Source organism: Micromonospora sp. BRA006-A (assembly GCF_033433935.1).
In the GTDB taxonomy this organism is placed as follows: Bacteria; Actinomycetota; Actinomycetes; order Mycobacteriales; family Micromonosporaceae; genus Micromonospora; species Micromonospora aurantiaca.
This window is the reverse complement of record NZ_JANCLW010000001.1, coordinates 4,443,382-4,458,445: the sequence shown is the minus strand read 5'-3', so window position 1 is coordinate 4,458,445 and position 15,064 is coordinate 4,443,382. Positions and strand designations below refer to the sequence as shown.

At 71.7% G+C, this 15,064-nt stretch carries 14 protein-coding genes; 7 read left to right on the top strand and 7 right to left on the bottom strand.

Going from position 1 to position 15,064, the window contains the following annotated elements; all coding sequences use genetic code 11:
* The first annotated feature begins 3 nt into the window (after window positions 1-3).
* From ngcE to NMK34_RS20065, 7 genes are all read left to right on the top strand, one after another.
* Window positions 4-1,416, top strand: a complete 1,413-nt coding sequence (ngcE, locus tag NMK34_RS20095; RefSeq protein WP_318334749.1) for an N-acetylglucosamine/diacetylchitobiose ABC transporter substrate-binding protein — start codon at window positions 4-6, stop codon at window positions 1,414-1,416.
* Window positions 1,417-1,438: 22 nt separating this feature from the next.
* Entirely contained in the window at window positions 1,439-2,380 is a 942-nt protein-coding gene (locus tag NMK34_RS20090) for a carbohydrate ABC transporter permease (RefSeq protein ID WP_030500336.1), read from the top strand.
* A 13-nt stretch (window positions 2,381-2,393) separates the two neighbouring features.
* Complete coding sequence (locus NMK34_RS20085) at window positions 2,394-3,344, top strand: carbohydrate ABC transporter permease (RefSeq protein ID WP_120569018.1); 951 nt, start codon at window positions 2,394-2,396, stop codon at window positions 3,342-3,344.
* A 132-nt stretch (window positions 3,345-3,476) separates the two neighbouring features.
* Complete coding sequence (locus tag NMK34_RS20080; RefSeq protein ID WP_318334748.1) at window positions 3,477-5,150, top strand: bifunctional 3'-5' exonuclease/DNA polymerase; 1,674 nt, start codon at window positions 3,477-3,479, stop codon at window positions 5,148-5,150.
* A 140-nt stretch (window positions 5,151-5,290) separates the two neighbouring features.
* Window positions 5,291-5,884: an NTP transferase domain-containing protein gene (locus NMK34_RS20075; protein WP_318334747.1), complete on the top strand. Its 594-nt coding sequence runs from the start codon at window positions 5,291-5,293 to the stop codon at window positions 5,882-5,884.
* A 40-nt stretch (window positions 5,885-5,924) separates the two neighbouring features.
* Window positions 5,925-6,257: a TfoX/Sxy family protein gene (locus tag NMK34_RS20070; protein ID WP_318334746.1), complete on the top strand. Its 333-nt coding sequence runs from the start codon at window positions 5,925-5,927 to the stop codon at window positions 6,255-6,257.
* 82 nt (window positions 6,258-6,339) lie between these two features.
* A complete protein-coding gene (locus NMK34_RS20065; RefSeq protein WP_318334745.1) occupies window positions 6,340-7,056 on the top strand; it encodes a VOC family protein in 717 nt (238 codons plus the stop codon).
* 39 nt (window positions 7,057-7,095) lie between these two features.
* Here the strand turns inward: NMK34_RS20065 and NMK34_RS20060 are convergent, their stop codons facing one another.
* The 7 genes from NMK34_RS20060 to NMK34_RS20030 are packed head-to-tail and all read right to left on the bottom strand — an operon-like array spanning window position 7,096 to window position 15,054.
* Window positions 7,096-8,739, bottom strand: coding sequence for a DUF4127 family protein (locus NMK34_RS20060; protein ID WP_318334744.1), 1,644 nt, complete (start codon window positions 8,737-8,739; stop codon window positions 7,096-7,098).
* Window positions 8,736-9,449 carry a putative N-acetylmannosamine-6-phosphate 2-epimerase gene (locus tag NMK34_RS20055; protein ID WP_318334743.1) on the bottom strand — a complete coding sequence of 238 codons (714 nt, stop codon included), beginning with the start codon at window positions 9,447-9,449 and terminating at the stop codon, window positions 8,736-8,738. The genes NMK34_RS20060 and NMK34_RS20055 overlap by 4 nt, the downstream gene beginning before the upstream one ends.
* Window positions 9,446-10,366 (bottom strand): ROK family protein, encoded by a 921-nt coding sequence (locus tag NMK34_RS20050; protein WP_318334742.1) that lies wholly within the window; start codon window positions 10,364-10,366, stop codon window positions 9,446-9,448. The genes NMK34_RS20055 and NMK34_RS20050 overlap by 4 nt, the downstream gene beginning before the upstream one ends.
* Window positions 10,363-11,205, bottom strand: a complete 843-nt coding sequence (locus tag NMK34_RS20045) for a carbohydrate ABC transporter permease (RefSeq protein WP_013475968.1) — start codon at window positions 11,203-11,205, stop codon at window positions 10,363-10,365. The genes NMK34_RS20050 and NMK34_RS20045 overlap by 4 nt, the downstream gene beginning before the upstream one ends.
* A complete protein-coding gene (locus NMK34_RS20040) occupies window positions 11,195-12,142 on the bottom strand; it encodes a sugar ABC transporter permease (protein WP_318334741.1) in 948 nt (315 codons plus the stop codon). The genes NMK34_RS20045 and NMK34_RS20040 overlap by 11 nt, the downstream gene beginning before the upstream one ends.
* A gap of 11 nt (window positions 12,143-12,153) precedes the next feature.
* The gene (locus NMK34_RS20035; protein WP_318334740.1) at window positions 12,154-13,437 is read right to left on the bottom strand and encodes a sugar ABC transporter substrate-binding protein; all 1,284 of its coding nucleotides are present in this window, start codon (window positions 13,435-13,437) and stop codon (window positions 12,154-12,156) included.
* A gap of 21 nt (window positions 13,438-13,458) precedes the next feature.
* Entirely contained in the window at window positions 13,459-15,054 is a 1,596-nt protein-coding gene (locus NMK34_RS20030) for an FAD-dependent oxidoreductase (protein WP_318334739.1), read from the bottom strand.
* Window positions 15,055-15,064 lie beyond the last annotated feature (10 nt).

Sequence of the window (15,064 nt, the reverse complement as noted above, 5' to 3'; positions counted from 1 at the left end):
AAGATGTCGGTTTCCCCCGAGAAGTTCGGCGACGTCAGCCGTCGGACCCTGCTGCGGCGCGCCGCGGCGGCCGGTCTGCTGGCCGTACCGGCGGCGGGTCTGCTGAGCGCGTGCGCCGGCAGCGAGCCGAGCAAGTCCGACGGCGGCGGCGCGGCCAAGAGCAAGGACAACCCGTTCGGCGTCAAGGACGGCAGCGCGGTCAAGGTGGTCGTCTTCAACGGTGGCCTGGGCGACCAGTGGGCCAAGGAAGACAAGGTCATCTTCAACGCCAAGCACCCGAACATCACGGTCAACATGTCTTCCACCCAGAAGATCAAGACCGAAGAGCAGCCCAAGATGGCGACGCAGCCGAGCGACCTCGTGATGAACTCGGGCGCCGACATGATGGACCGCAGCACGCTGATCAACGAAGGCGCGATCGAGCCGCTGGACGACCTGCTCACCGCGCCGGCCTGGGACAGCGAGGGGACTGTCGCCGACAGCCTGCTGCCGGGCACGGTCGCCGACGGTACGCAGAACGGCAAGTTCTACGTCGTCAACGTGGCGTACACGGTGTGGGGCAACTGGTACAACGCCGCCCTGTTCAAGAAGGAAGGCTGGACGGCGCCGACCACCTGGGACGAGTTCTTCGCGCTCGCGCCGAAGATCAGGGCCAAGGGCATGGCGCCGTACGTGCACGACGCGGTGCACGGCTACTACCCGCGCTGGGCGCTGTTCGCCAGCATCTGGAAGGCCGTCGGCAAGCAGGCAGTCGTCGACATCGACAACCTGAAGGACGGCGCCTGGAAGGCCGACGGCATCGTCGCGGCGCTGGAGCCGTGGGAGAAGCTGGTCAAGGACAAGCTGCTGCTGCCGGGCAAGCTCGACCACACCCAGTCGCAGCAGGCGTTCCTGGACGGCAAGGCGGCCTTCATCCAGGTCGGCACCTGGCTGAAGAACGAGATGGCCGCGACCATCCCGCCGGGCTTCGAGATGACCATCTCCGACTACTGGAGCAAGAGCGGGGACAAGGCCGCCAAGGACGTCTTCGCCTCCTCCGGCGAGGGCTTCGTGGTGCCGAGCAAGGCGCCGAACAAGGAGGCCGCGAAGGAGTTCCTGCGGGCCATCCTCTCCAAGGCCGGCTCGGCGAAGTTCGCCGAGCTGACCAAGTCGCTGGCCTCCACCAAGGGCTCCGGCGACAACGTCCAGGACACCGCGCTGGCCTCGGCGAACTCGCTGATGAAGAACGGCAGCTCGGACCTGATCTCGGTGAAGTTCCCGGACTTCTACGCCGACCTGGACAAGGAGAGCCAGAACCTCTCCGAGGAGCTGATGGCCGGCCGCCTGACCGCGCAGCAGTTCGTCGACAAGATGCAGGCGGCCGCCGACAAGGTCGCCAAGGACTCGTCGATCAAGAAGCAGACCCGCACCGCCTGATCACCGCGAGGAAGTGAGTCCAATGCGGCACGGAGTCGCGCGTTTCGTCACGGGCTTCCTGGCCCTGCCCGTCGCGCTGTACCTGTTCTACGTGGTGTGGCCGTTCGCCCAGGCGGCGGGATACTCGCTGACCGACTGGGGCGGGTACTCCGATTCCCAGCGCTTCGTCGGGCTGGACAACTACGTCCGGCTGTTCTCCGACGAGCTGATCCGGAAGGCGTTCTGGCACAACGTGTTCTTCCTGGTCACCGTGCCGCTGTTCACGATCGCGCTGGCCCTGTTCCTCGCGTTCCTGCTCAACGTGGGCGGACGCGAGGACAGGGCCGGCATCCGCGGAGTCTTCGGCTCCGGGATCTACAAGGTCATCTTCTTCTTCCCGCAGGTGCTGTCACTGGTGGTCATCGCCGTCATGTGGCAGCAGATCTACCGCACCGACGGGCAGGGCCTGATCAACGGCCTGCTCATCAAGATCGGGCTGGTCGACGCGGACAACCCGATCGCCTTCACCGCCGACCCGGAGCCGTTCCTCGGCGTGCCGGCGGTGCTCTGGTGGCTGCTGTTCATCGCGGTGTGGAGCGGCGCCGGCTTCTACATGGTGCTGTTCTCCGCCGCGATGCAGTCGATCCCGAAGGACATCTACGAGGCCGCGATCCTCGACGGCGCGGGCCGGTTCCACACGTTCTTCCGGGTGACGCTGCCGCTGCTGCGGGACAGCATCTCGGTCGCCTGGGTCTATCTGGGCTTCATCGCGCTGGACATGTACGCGCTGGTGTTCGTCATGACGCCGAGCCAGGGCGGGCCGAACCACGCCAGCGAGATCTTCGCCTCGGTGATCCAGTTCAACGCCTTCCAGAAGGGCCAGTTCGGTTACGCCTGCGCCATCGCCGTCGCGCTGGCCATCTTCACCATCCTGCTGGCCGCGCTCCAGCTGAGGATCACCCGCCGTGAGCGGATCGAGTACTGAGGAGGTCTGGACGATGAGCACTGTGACCCACACCTCCGGCCCGGCCCGGTCCGACACGGCACCGCCGGACCGGCCGCCCGCGGACCGGCGGAACGTCGGCAACGGCTTCGGCGGCCGGATCTTCAACGGCTTCTCACACCTGTTCCTCGCGGTCTGGGCGATCATGGTGGTCTACCCGCTGCTGTGGGTGGTGATGTCGGCGCTCAAGACCGACTCCGAGGTGATCCGCGAGCCGCTGTCGCTGATCCCCGACGCCCTGCAGTGGGACAACTTCGCCCGCGCCTGGACCGCCGGGATCGACAGCTTCTTCCTGAACACGCTGCTCGTGCTCGTGTTCAGCGTGACGCTGACGATGCTGCTGGGCTCGATGGCCGCGTACGCCCTGGCGCGCTACGAGTTCCGCGGCAACCGGCTGATCTACTGGATGTTCCTGTCCGGGCTGACGCTGCCGATCTACCTGGCCGCGGTGCCGCTGTTCAAGGGCGTCTACAACACCGGGGTGAGCCTCCCGCTGCTCGGCCCGAACAAGCACCTCATGCTGATCCTGGTCTACGTGGCCTGGTCACTGTCGTTCACGATCTTCTTCATGCACTCGTTCTTCCGGACGCTGCCCGACTCGATCGCCGAGGCGGCCCAGGTCGACGGGGCCTCGCACACCCGCACGTTCTTCAGCGTGATGCTGCCGATGGCCAAGCCCGGCCTGATCAGCATCGGCATCTTCAACGTGCTCGGCCAGTGGAACCAGTGGTACCTGCCGACGCTGCTCATGCAGTCGGTGTCCGGCGAGCCGAAGAACCAGGTGATCGCCCAAGGGCTGATCGAGCTGTCGGTCAACCAGGGCTACAAGTCCGACTGGTCCGGCCTCTTCGCCGGGGTGACCATGGCGATGCTGCCGGTGCTGATCGTGTACATCGTCTTCCAGCGCCAGGTGCAGTCCGGCCTGACCGCCGGCGTCGGCAAGTAACCCTCCGGGGTGCAAGGAAGGGCCCCTTGTTAACGCCGCGTTAACAAGGGGCCCTTCCTCTACCGCAGGCGTTAAGAGGGGGCCCTTCCTTGCACCCCGGAGCGTGTCAGGGGGAGGGGGCAGAATGCGTCCGTGCTGGTGGCGGTGGTGGCGGACGAGCGGGGCGGCGGCGTGCTGCAACCGCTGCACGCCGACGGCACCCCGTCCGGCCCGGCCGAGGAGGTCACCGACCTGGCCGCCGCCGTGGCCGCCCGCGAGGCCGCCGGGCACCCCCGCTGGATCTGGGCCGCCTGGACGGGCGTCTACCCGGCGCTGCTGCGCGCCGGGGTGCGCCTGGACCGCTGCCACGACGTCGAGCTGACCGAGGCGCTGCTGCTCGGGCACGCGGGCCGGTGGGGTGAGCCGCGCGCGCTGCCGGCCGCCTGGGCCCGGGTCACCGGCGCGCCGGTCCCGCCGGACCCGGCGCCCCGTCCGCCGGAGCCGCCGGGCCACGCCCAGGCCGCGCTCTTCGAGCCGCCGTCGGGCCCGCCCGGTCCGGGCATCACGGCGTTGACCCGGGTGTACGCCGACCAGCTCGCCCGGATCGCCGCGACCACCCACCCCGGCCGGTTCCGGCTGCTGGTGGCAGCCGAGTCGGCGGGCGCGCTGGTGGCGGCCGAGATGGGCGCGGCCGGCCTGCCGTGGCGCGCCGACGTGCACGACGCGATCCTGGCCGACCTGCTCGGCGAGCCGTCCCCGGTCGGCGGGCCGCCGCGCCGGCTGGCCGAGTTGCAGGCCCGGATCGCTGACGCGTTCGGCGTACGCCAGGTGCACGCCGACTCGCCCGCGGAGCTGTTGCGGGCGTTCGCCCGTGCGGGCGTGGACCTGCCGAACACGCGCGCCTGGGTGCTGCGCGGGGTGGAGCACCCGGCGGCGCCGCTGGTGCTCGAATACAAGGAGCTGTACCGGATCTGGACGGCGCACGGCTGGGCCTGGCGCGACGCCTGGGTGTCCGGCGGCCGGTTCCACCCGGAGTACGTGCCAGGCGGCGTGGTGTCCGGCCGCTGGGCGACCCGGGGCGGCGGGGCGTTGCAGATCCCGAAGGTGATCCGGCGGGCGGTGGTGGCGGACCCGGGCTGGACGTTCGTGGTCGCCGACGCGGGCCAGCTCGAACCGCGTGTGCTCGCGGCGGTGTCCGGCGACGAGCGGCTGGCTGCGGCGGGTGGTGCCGGTGACCTGTACGCCGCGCTGGCCCGGGACGCGTTCGCCGGTGACCGGGCGAAGGCCAAGGTGGCCCTGCTCGGGGCGATGTACGGGCAGACCGGCGGCGCGGCGGTGCCGGCGCTGGCGGTGCTGCGGAAGAACTATCCGACCGCGTTCGGCCACGTCGAGGCGGCGGCGCGCACCGGTGAGGCGGGCGGGCTGGTCCGATCCTGGCTGGGGCGTACCTGCCCGCCCGGGTCGGCGGGGTTCGCCGAGGGGGAGGAGCCGATGCCGGACGGTGGGGCCGATCCGCACAGCCCGTCGGCCCGGGCGGCGCGGTCGCGGGGGCGCTTCACCCGCAACTTCGTCATCCAGGCCACCGCCGCCGAGTGGGCCTCCACGCTGCTGGCGACGCTGCGCACCGAGCTGGCCGGCTCGGAGGCGGAGCTGGTCTTCTTCCAGCACGACGAGGTGATGGTGCACTGCCCGGCCGGACAGGCGGCGGCGGTCGCCGACGCGGTCACCGCCGCCGGTGCGCGGGCCACCCGGCTGCTGTTCGGCGACACCCCGGTCCGGTTCCCGCTCGACCTGTCCTCAGTGGACTGCTACGCGGACGCGGCATAGTCACGCAATTTTCCGTTTTGCCCCGCTACCCGCTCCCGGCCGCGCTCGTTGGGCCCGGTGTGCGTACGACGGGACGGACCGGGCGGCTGTGCCCGGTCCGTCCCCTGATCGAGGGGGCACCGCTGAACCGCATCGCTGCAATGATCATCGCCGCCGGTGGCGGCCGCCGCATCGGCGGACCCGAAGCGCTGCTGCACCAGGGCGAGAAGCCGCTGGTCAGCCAGATGATCGACACGATGGCCGAGGCGGGCTGCGCACAGGTCGTGGTCGTCCTGGGCGCGGCGGCCGAGCAGGTGCGGCAGACCACCGACCTGACCGGCGCCACTGTGGTGGTCAACCGCGCGTGGGGCACCGGGGTGGGCTCCTCGATCCGGGCCGGGCTCGCCGCGCTCACCGACGACGACATCGAGGCCGTCGTCGTGGTGCCGGTGGACATGCCCGGGCTCACCGCGGCGGCGGTCCGCCGGGTCGCCGCGCTGCCGTACCCGGACGTGCTGGTCTGCGCCACCTACGACGGGCTGCGCGGCTACCCGATGCTGTTCGGCCGCCGGCACTGGTCCGGCATCGCCACGCTGGCCAGCGCCGACGTCGGGGCGCGGCCGTACCTACTGGCGCACAAGGACCAGATCGTCGACATCGCGTGCGACTCGGTGGCCGACGGCAGCCGGATCGACAGCCCGGAGCTGATGGCGCTCTACGGCCTGTCCATCCCCGAACAGCGCGTCGGCGCCTGACCCGCGCCCCGCTGTCGGACCCGGATGCCACGATGCCGTCATGGCCTACGACGAGGACTTGGCGAACCGGGTACGGGAAGCCCTCGGGCACGAGCCCGGCATCACCGAGCGGCGCATGTTCGGCGGCCTGGCGATGATGCTGTGCGGCAACATGGCGGTGGTGGTGCGCGGCGCGGGCGGCCTGATGGTCCGGGTCGACCCGGCCGAGGCCGAGCGTGCCCTGGCCGAGCCCGGCGCCGACGCGACTGTCATGCGGGGCCGGGAGATGCGCGGCTGGGTCACCGTGCCGCCGGATGCCTGCGAGCGCGACGCCGACCTGGCCCGCTGGGTCGACCGGGGCGTCCGCTTCGCGCGCACCCTGCCCGCGAAGTAGCCCGCCGGATATCCGGGTGCGCGACCGGACCGGTCCGGCCTACGCTGCGGCCAGTCGGCAGCGGGCGATCGGAGACGGGCGGATGGCGGTTCACCTCTACGCGGTCAGCCTCGACGCGGGCGACCCGCTGCGGCTCGCGCGGTTCTGGTCCGGAGTGCTCGGCCGGGAGATCCTCGACGACCCGCGTGAGGGCGTGGCGCTGGGCGGCGACGCCCACAGCGACTTCCGCATCCGGTTCCTGCCCGGTGATGCGCCGAAGACGGTGCAGAACCGGATCCACTTCGACCTGACCAGCGCGTCACCGCAGGCCCAGCGGGACACCGTCGGCCGGGCGCTGACGCTGGGCGGGCGGCACATCGACATCGGCCAGGGGCCGGACGACGACCAGGTGGTGCTCGCCGACCCGGAGGGCAACGAGTTCTGCGTCATCGAGGCGGGCAACACCTTCCTCGCCGGCTGCGGCCCGGTCGGCGCTGTCAACTGCGACGGCACCCGGGCGGCAGGCCTGTTCTGGAGCGAGGCTCTGGGCTGGCCGCTGGTCTGGGACCAGGACGAGGAGACAGCGATCCAGTCGCCGCGCGGGGGCGCGAAGGTCACCTGGAGCGGCCCGCCGCTGATGGACGCCGGCGGGCGGGACCGCGTACACCTGGATCTGGTCGCGGACGGCGACCGGGACGCGGAGGTCGACCGGCTGCTGGCGCTCGGCGCGACCCGGGCCGGTACGGGCCGGCACACCGCCGGCGACGTGGTGCTGGCCGACCCGGACGGCACCGAGTTCTGCCTGCTGACGGCCCGGTGACGCGGGTGCGGCCCCGGGGACCGCACCCGCGTCGTCCGGTCAGCGCAGCCGGAGGCTCGGCTCCAGCGTGACCTCGAACAGCCGGTCCCACGGCAGCTCGACCCGCACCGCGGTGACCCGGTCCAGCGTTGCGGTGAACGTCTTGCGTCCGCGTACCCCGAGCACCAGCTCGTGCCCGGCGAAGTGGTCGGCGAAGTACCGCTCGGTCAGCGGTACCAGCCGGTCGCGCACCCAGCCGTCGAAGTAGCGCTTCTGCTCGGCGGTCAGCGCCAGCGGATCCCAGCCCTGCGCACGGGCGTGCGCGTACGCCTCGACCTGCACCACGTTCTTCCAGGGGTCGTCCTTGACGAACCGGTAGAGCAGGTACTCGGCGTGCGCCTGGGCCGGCCCGCGTAGCTCCGGCACGCCGAAGCCGCTGCCGGACGACCGCAGGTACGCCCACCGCGCGGTGCCGTGCGCGAGCGCCAGCCCGAGCGCGTTGCCGCCGGTGTTCCACCCCGAGTACGACAGCAGCGCCGGCAGGTCCAGGCGGGCCTCCATCCGGGACACCAGGTCGTGGTCGCCCTTGTTGACGATCAGCGGGTCCACCACGATCACCGGGGTGCCGGCGGCCAGCAGCTCACCGATGCGGCCGACGAACGCGTCCAGGTCGGCGGCCCGCTGCCCGGCCGCCGCCGAGGGGGTGTTCACCGCGAGGACGATGTCCGCGTCGCCGGTCACCACCCGGCCGCCCACCGAGGTGACGTGCCGGCGGATGTTCTCCGCGAACGGGATGCCCTCCAGCGCGGCGGTCCAGCCCTCGCCGGACACCCCGGCGTACTCCACCCGGTAGGTGGGTGCGGCACCGGCGGCGACGACCCGCGCGACGAGCAGCGCGTTGACCTCGTCGGCGCCGGGGAAGATCTCCACCCGGTCGCCGACGCCGAGCCGCGCCACCAGCGCCTCCAGCTCGACCCGCTCGGCGCGGGCCAGGCCGACCGGCGCGGTGTCGTCCTCGGAGAGCACCAGGTGGCTGATCGTCCCGTCCGCGACCCACTCCACCATCAGCCGGTTGACCTGGTGGTTGCGTGCCCGCGCGGCCAGGTAGTCCTCGACCACGGCGTCCGGGATGCGCGCCCGCACGGCGTCGAGCTGGCCGCGCAGCGACTCCTGGCCCAGGTTGACCACCTGGTCGTACAGCTTGGCCCACTGGACCAGCAGGTCACGGTAGTTGTCCAGGTCGGTGCCGGTGCTGGTGATCGCGAGCCGCTGGATCGTGTCGTGCACCTCGATCACCGCGTCGGACCAGCGTGCGCGCAGCCGCCGGATCGCCTCCAGGTTGCGCAACGCGTCGGCCAGGGCCGGTGCGGCGGTACGCGAGGCGATCAGGCCCCCGTACGCCAGCATGCTCACCGAGATCACGTATCCGTCGACGCGGGCGGTGCCGTCGAGCCAGCGGGCGATGCCGGCGCCGTCACCGGGGGTGAAGAAACGGCCCAGCAGGTTCCGCGGCGGCAGCAGCACCTCGGCGTCGGCGCTCGCACCGGTCATCTCGGCGCAGTACGTGTTCACCGGCCGGTCGTCCAGCGGCACCAGCGCCACGCTCGGTCGCCGGCCGGCGGGCCGGGCGAAGGCGGGGCCGCCGAGGGCGACGGTGGCCAGGCCGGCCGCGCCGGTGGCCGCAAGAAGGGTTCTTCTCTTCATCGATGCTCCCTTTTCTCCGGCGCGCTCGCCGCCCGGGGGGTGGCCGGAACCAGCCGGCGGGTGATCCACAGCGGTGAGGTGACGGCGTTGCCCATCACCACCGCGTGGGCGCCCGCCTCGAAGGCCCGGCTGATCTGGTCCGTGGTCCGGTAGCGCCCTTCGGCGATCACCGGTACGGGCAGCAGCGCGGCGAGTCGCGCCACGAGCCCGAGGTCGGGCCCGTCGATCGGTGGGCCGGCCGGCGTGTAGCCGGACAGCGTGGTGGCGACCGCGTCCGCGCCGGCCTCGACGGCGGCTACGCCCTCGGCCACCGTGGCGACGTCGGCCAGGACCAGCGCGCCGGTCTGCTCGTGCACCGCGCGGACGGTGTCGGCGAAGGTCCGGCCGTCGGGCCGGGGACGGTCGGTGGCGTCCACCGCCACGACGTGCGATCCGGCCCGCGCCGCCTCCAGGGCGTGCCCGGCGGTCGGGGTGATGAACACGCCCTGCGTGCCGTGCTTGTACAACCCGATCACCGGCACGTCGACGGCGGCGCGTACCGCCCGCACGTCGTCGGGGCCGTTGACCCGGACCGCCACCGCGCCGCCGCGGACCACGGCGGCGGCCACGCGGGCCTGGACGTACGGGTCGCGCATCGGGTCGTCCGGGTCGTCGGGCAGGGGCTGGCAGGACACGACCAGACCGCCTGCGAGTTCGTCCAGGACACTCACGTGCTTGTTCCTCCGTCGTGGTGGATCGGTGCGGTGGCGAGCCGGGCGGCGCCGACCACCACCGCGTCGGCGCCCAGCGCCGCGGGAAGCAGCGGCACGTGCGCCCAGCCGCCGGGTAGCTCCGCCCGGTAGGCGGCCGTCGCGGCGGGAAGCACTGTGGCGGCGGCGCCGCCGGCCACCACCACCGCGTCCGGGTCGAGCAGGGCGACCAGCCCGGCCAGGGCCGCGCCGAGCGCGGCGCCGGCCCGGTCGACGACCTGACGGGCGGTCGCGTCACCGGCCGCCGCGCGCCGCGCCACCTCCCGGCCGGTGACCGGGTCACCGCCGGTGAGCGCGTACGCGGCGGCCAGGCCGGTGCCGGAGGCGATCGCCTCCAGGTGCCCGTACCGGCCGCAGCCGCAGCGCAGCCGGTGCACGCCCGGGACCGGCAGGTGCCCGAGCTGGCCGGCCGCGCCCCGGGCGCCGCCCTCGACCCGCCCGTCGTTGACGATCGCGCCGCCCAGCCCGGTGCCGACGGCGGCCAGCAGCACGTGCCCCCGGCCCCGGCCGGCGCCGGCCCAGCACTCGCCGAGCGCCGCCGCGGCGACGTCGTTGGTGACGCGCACCGGCCGGCCCAGCCGCGCGGCCAGCTCGTCGGCGACCGGGGTGCCGGCCCATCCGGGCAGGCTGTCGGTGGCGTACCGGATGGCGCCGGTCGCCGGGTCGACGGTGCCCGCGGTGCCCACCCCGACCGGCCCGGGGCCGGCGGTAGCGAGCAGGTCCGCGGCCAGGCCGGCGGCGGCGTCGAGCACCGCGGCCGGGCCGCCGCGCGCGGGGGTGGGCACCTCGCGGCGGCCGAGCACCCGCGCGTCCGGACCGACCAGGGCGGCGGCGGTCTTGGTGCCGCCGATGTCGATCCCGACGACCGGATCGGTCATCCCTTCAGACCGGTGTGCGCGAGGCCCTCGACGAACTGCTTCTGCGCGATGACGAACACCGCCAGCACCGGCAGCGCGGTCATCGACGCCGCCGCGAGCTGGACGTCCCACATCGGACCGCCGTACGCGTCGACGAACTGGGTGAGCGCCTGCGGCAGGGTGAACTTGTCCGGCGAGGAGAGGAACACGATCGGTTCCAGATACAGGTTCCAGCTGTGCAGGAACGTGAAGATGGCCACCGCGCCGAGCGCGGGCCGGGACAGCGGCAGCGCGATCTTCCAGAACGTGGCGAAGCGTCCCAGCCCGTCGACCCGCGCCGCCTCCTCCAGCTCACCGGGGAGGCTGATGAAGAACTGCCGCATGATGAACGTCGCCAGCACGCTCGGCGCGCCGAAGATCGGCACCAGGATCAGCGGCCAGTGGGTGTCGATCAGGTCGAGCTTGAAGAACATCTGGAACAGCGGCACGATCGTCACCTCGCTCGGGATGAGCAGGCCCGCGAGGACGACCAGGAACAGCACGTTCTGCCCCCGGAACCGGATCCGCGCGAACGCGTATCCGGCCAGCGACGCCACGGCCAGCGTGCCGACGGTGACCAGCAGCGCGATGTAGAGGCTGTTCAGGTACTGCTGCCCGAACGGTTGCAGCTCGAACACCCGCCGGTACGCGTCCAGCCGCGGATCGGTCGGCAGCAGCTGCGGCGGGAAGGAGAAGATGTCCGCCACCGGCTTCAGCGACGAGGTGACCATCCACCAGGTGGGGAACACGAACGGGACGGCCAGGACCATCAGCACCCCGTAGAGCACCAGCTTGGTCCGCCGGGACAGGTCACGATTCATGGAAGACCCACCTCTTGCGCATCTGCCACTGCAGCACTGTCAGCGCGAGCACGATGACGAACAGCAGGATCGACAGCGTCGCGCCGTAGCCGAAGTGATGGAACTGGAAGGCCTGCTGGTAGAGGTAGTAGACGAGCACCGTGGTCGAGGTGCCGGGCCCACCCTGGGTGAGCACGGCGATCTGCGCGAAGACCTGCAGCGAGCCGACCACCGTGATGATCGACGTGAGCATGATCGTCGGGCTGATCAGCGGCACGGTGATCCGCCAGAACTGGCGCATCCGGCTCGCGCCGTCCACCTCGGCGGCCTCGTACAGATCGGCCGGCACGCCCTGGAGGGCGGCCAGGAACAGCACCATGTTCAGGCCGACGTTCTTGAACACCTGCACGACGATCACCGACAGCATCGCCGTGCCCTCGCCGCGCAGCCAGTTGGGGCCGTCGACGCCGATCGTGTCGAGCAGGCCGTTGATGCCGCCGTTGTCCTGCAACAGGAAGCCCCACACGATGGTCCAGGCGACCAGCGAGACCACCACGGGGGAGAAGAACAGGGTGCGGAACACGATGGTCCCGCGCAGCCTCTGGTTGAGCAGGACGGCCAGCAGCAACGCCAGGCCGAGGTTGAACACGACCAGGCCGACCGAGAACAGGCCGGTCGACCGCAGCACCGGGCCCAGGTTGGGGTCGTCGGCCAGCGCGGCGTAGTTGTCGGTGCCGATGTAGTCGAAGCTGCCGGCCAGCACGTTCCACTCGTGCAGGCTGTACCAGACCACGAGGACCAGCGGCAGGATCACGAAGACCACGCTGCCGAGCAGCTGCGGGGTGATGAACAGGTATCCGGTGAGCTGGTCCCGGCGGCGGGTGGTCCAGAACGGCCGGGCCCGGCCCGGGGTGGGCCCGGCTGCGGCCGGGCCCACCCTGGTGTCCGTCTGGTTCATGATCCTCGGCCCTACTTCGCCAGCAGCGGCTGGATCTTGGAGCAGACGCCGTCGAGTACGCCCTTGACGTCCGCGTCCGCCTTCCACAGCGGGTCGAGCGCGGCGCGCACCTGCTGGCTCAGCTCGGCCTGCCCGGAGTGGCTGGGCTTGACAGTGCCGTTGGTGATGCCGTCGATGACGACCTTCTGCAGCTGCTCCGGCTTGAGCTTCGGATTCGTCTTCGCGAGCGTCTCGGCGGTCAGCTGGGACTGCCGCGGCGGCGGGAAGAACTGGGCCAGCTTCGCCGAGTTGGCGGGGTTGGTGAAGAAGGCCAGGAAGTCGGCGGCCTGCTCGGCGTGCGGGCTCTTCTTCATCACGCCGATGCCGGCCTGGCCGACCACCGCGTACGGGCCCTTCGGGCCGGCCGGCAGCGGGACCAGGTCCCAGTCGAAGCCGTTCTCCTTCAGCAGGGAGGCGCGGGAGATCTGGGTGACGGTCATGGCGGCGTCACCGGCGAAGAAGTCGGCGGTCGTGCCCGGACCGGGCAGCGCCTTGCCGGTGAAGATCGCCTTGTGCAACGTGGTCATCGCCTCGACCATCTCCGGGCTGTCGAACCCGCAGCTGCGGCCGTCCTCGCTCCACGCCTGGGCGCCCCAGCCGGTCCAGAACGTGGCCAGGTTGTCCCAGCCCTTGTAGTCGAAGTCGCGGACCACGAGCCCGGCCTTGCCCGACTTCGCGGCGGTGGCGCCCGCCGCGGCGAGCGCGGTGTCCCAGTTCCACTGCCCGGCCGCGATCAGCTCGGCCGGGGTCTTCTGCCCGGCCTTCTTCAGCATGTCGTTGTTGACGAACACGCCGAACGGCGAGGTCGAGAACGGGTACGCGAAGAGCTTCCCGTCGTTGCGCCAGAGCTTCAGGGTGGCGGGGGACAGGTCGTCGTACTGGTAACCGTCGGCCTTCTTCAACGTGTCGTCGAGCGGGCTCAGCGCGCCGGAGGCGACGAAGTCCGGCGCCGAGTTCTCGAAGATCCACGCGAGGTCCGGCGCGTTGCCGCCGGCGATCTGCGTGGTAAGCGTCGTGGTGTAGTTCTCGAACGGCAGCGGGTCGAACTTGATCTCCGCGACGTCCGGGTTGTTCTTGCGGTACTCGTCGGCGATCTCGTTGAACAGCTTGAGGTGCGCCTCGTTCGCCGACCAGACGGTCATCCGCAGGCTCGCCGGACCGTCGTCCTTGGCGTCGCCGCCACCGCCGCAGGCGGTCAGGGCGAGCACACCGGTCATGGTCGCCGCGACCAGGCCGGACAGTCTTCCGTATCTCACTTTCTTCTCCTCACCGGGGGTTCAGTAGCCCGCGATCTGCGGCCAGCGGCATTCCACGCCGGCGGCCGAGATGCGGTCCGTGAATTCGGCCAGCAGGCGGGGGGTGCCGCGGACCGCGCGCGGGGACTCGCCCCGCGCAAGGCAGAAGTCGGCCAGCAGGCCGGCGACCTCACCGACGTTCCACTCGACCGGGTGCAGTCGGTAGCTGCCGTTGGTGATGTGCGTGGTACCGATGTTCTTGCCGGCCGGCAGCAGGTTCTCCATCCGCTGCGGGATGAGCGCGCCGAGCGGGATCTCGAACGGGCAGGAGCCGACGTCGATGTAGTTGTCGCCGCCGGTCGACGGGTGCAGGTCGATGCGGTACATGCCGACGCCGATCGAGTCGGGGTAGCTCACCGCGCCGTGCTCGCCGCGTACCGCCAGGGAGAGGTCCTGCTCGACCACCGTGTACTCGGCGCGGATGCGGCGCGACTCCCGGATGTAGGGCGCCTGCGCCAGCCCGTCGGGGCTGCCGGTCACGTCGCCGCGCAGCCGCAGCCCCGGGTAGCCGGTGCCGCCGTCGGCGCGGGGCGCCTCGGTCTGCAGCCAGTACAGGACGGAGTACGACAGCTCGCGCGCCTGGGACAGGTGCCAGGACGCGTTCGGCACGTCGATGACCGGGCCCTCGAAGTAGTCGATCATCGGCCAGTTGACGAGCGTGATGTCGCTGCCGTACGCGCCGTCGACGAAGTTGCGCCGTGCCGCGATGCGCCGGAACGTCCACAGGTTGCCGTCGCCCGGGTTGAGCCGCTGGTCGGCGTTGACGCCCAGCGGGTCGTCGTCCGGGTTCGGCGTGAAGCTGCGCTCCACGATCTCCAGCGTGCGCGGGTGCGGCGACCGCCAGGACAGCAGCCGGTCGCCCCAGAAGTCCGGCTTGTAGTCGCGCCAGAAGTCGTAACCGGCGGGCCGGTCGATGGTGTGGTCGCCGTCGACGTGGTCCAGCGCGAAGCAGACGGACACCGCCTGCATGTTCAGCGGCTGCGCCTCGGCGGGCGCGCTCGGCTCACCGGTCTGCGCCTGCGACTCGAACCCGGTCACGTACTCGGTGCCGGTCAGCGGCAGCAGCTCACCGGTCTCGGTGGCGTCCAGGACGTACGGCGCCTCCACCTCGATCCGCTCGTCGCGGTCCCGGTGGACGAGCGTGACGCCGGTGACCCGGTCGCCGTCGGTCTCGGCCGCGACCGGCCGGTACGGCTGCAGCACCGTCAGCCGCCCGGACCCGCGGTACGGCGCGAGCATCTGCTCCAGGACGGCGACCGCCACCCGGGGCTCGTGGCAGAGCCGGCTCACCCAGCCGGCGCCCGGGTTCAGGTCGGTCCACGCCCGGGACCGCTCGGTCAGCGGGTAGTGGCGGCGGTAGTAGTCGCGGATGCCGTGGCGCAACTCCCGGTAGCTCGCGGTGGCGCCGAACTGCTCGATCCAGGAGTGCTCGTCCGGCGGGACCGCCTGGCTGGTGAGCTGCCCGCCGAGCCAGTCGAACTCCTCGGTCAGGATGACGGACCGGCCGGCACGGGCCGCGGCCAGCGCCGCGGCGACACCGCCCAGTCCGCCCCCGACGACGAGGACGTCCGCACGCATTAGTACCACT

Bases quoted from the DNA above. Each gene is read 5' to 3' on its own strand.
- ngcE (WP_318334749.1), top strand. From the start codon at position 4: ATGTCGGTTTCCCCCGAGAAGTTCGGCGACGTCAGCCGTCGGACCCTG.
- NMK34_RS20090 (WP_030500336.1), top strand. From the start codon at position 1,439: ATGCGGCACGGAGTCGCGCGTTTCGTCACGGGCTTCCTGGCCCTGCCC.
- NMK34_RS20085 (WP_120569018.1), top strand. From the start codon at position 2,394: ATGAGCACTGTGACCCACACCTCCGGCCCGGCCCGGTCCGACACGGCA.
- NMK34_RS20075 (WP_318334747.1), top strand. From the start codon at position 5,291: ATGATCATCGCCGCCGGTGGCGGCCGCCGCATCGGCGGACCCGAAGCG.
- NMK34_RS20070 (WP_318334746.1), top strand. From the start codon at position 5,925: ATGGCCTACGACGAGGACTTGGCGAACCGGGTACGGGAAGCCCTCGGG.
- NMK34_RS20065 (WP_318334745.1), top strand. From the start codon at position 6,340: ATGGCGGTTCACCTCTACGCGGTCAGCCTCGACGCGGGCGACCCGCTG.
- NMK34_RS20060 (WP_318334744.1), bottom strand. From the start codon at position 8,739: ATGAAGAGAAGAACCCTTCTTGCGGCCACCGGCGCGGCCGGCCTGGCC.
- NMK34_RS20050 (WP_318334742.1), bottom strand. From the start codon at position 10,366: ATGACCGATCCGGTCGTCGGGATCGACATCGGCGGCACCAAGACCGCC.
- NMK34_RS20045 (WP_013475968.1), bottom strand. From the start codon at position 11,205: ATGAATCGTGACCTGTCCCGGCGGACCAAGCTGGTGCTCTACGGGGTG.
- NMK34_RS20040 (WP_318334741.1), bottom strand. From the start codon at position 12,142: ATGAACCAGACGGACACCAGGGTGGGCCCGGCCGCAGCCGGGCCCACC.
- NMK34_RS20030 (WP_318334739.1), bottom strand. From the start codon at position 15,054: ATGCGTGCGGACGTCCTCGTCGTCGGGGGCGGACTGGGCGGTGTCGCC.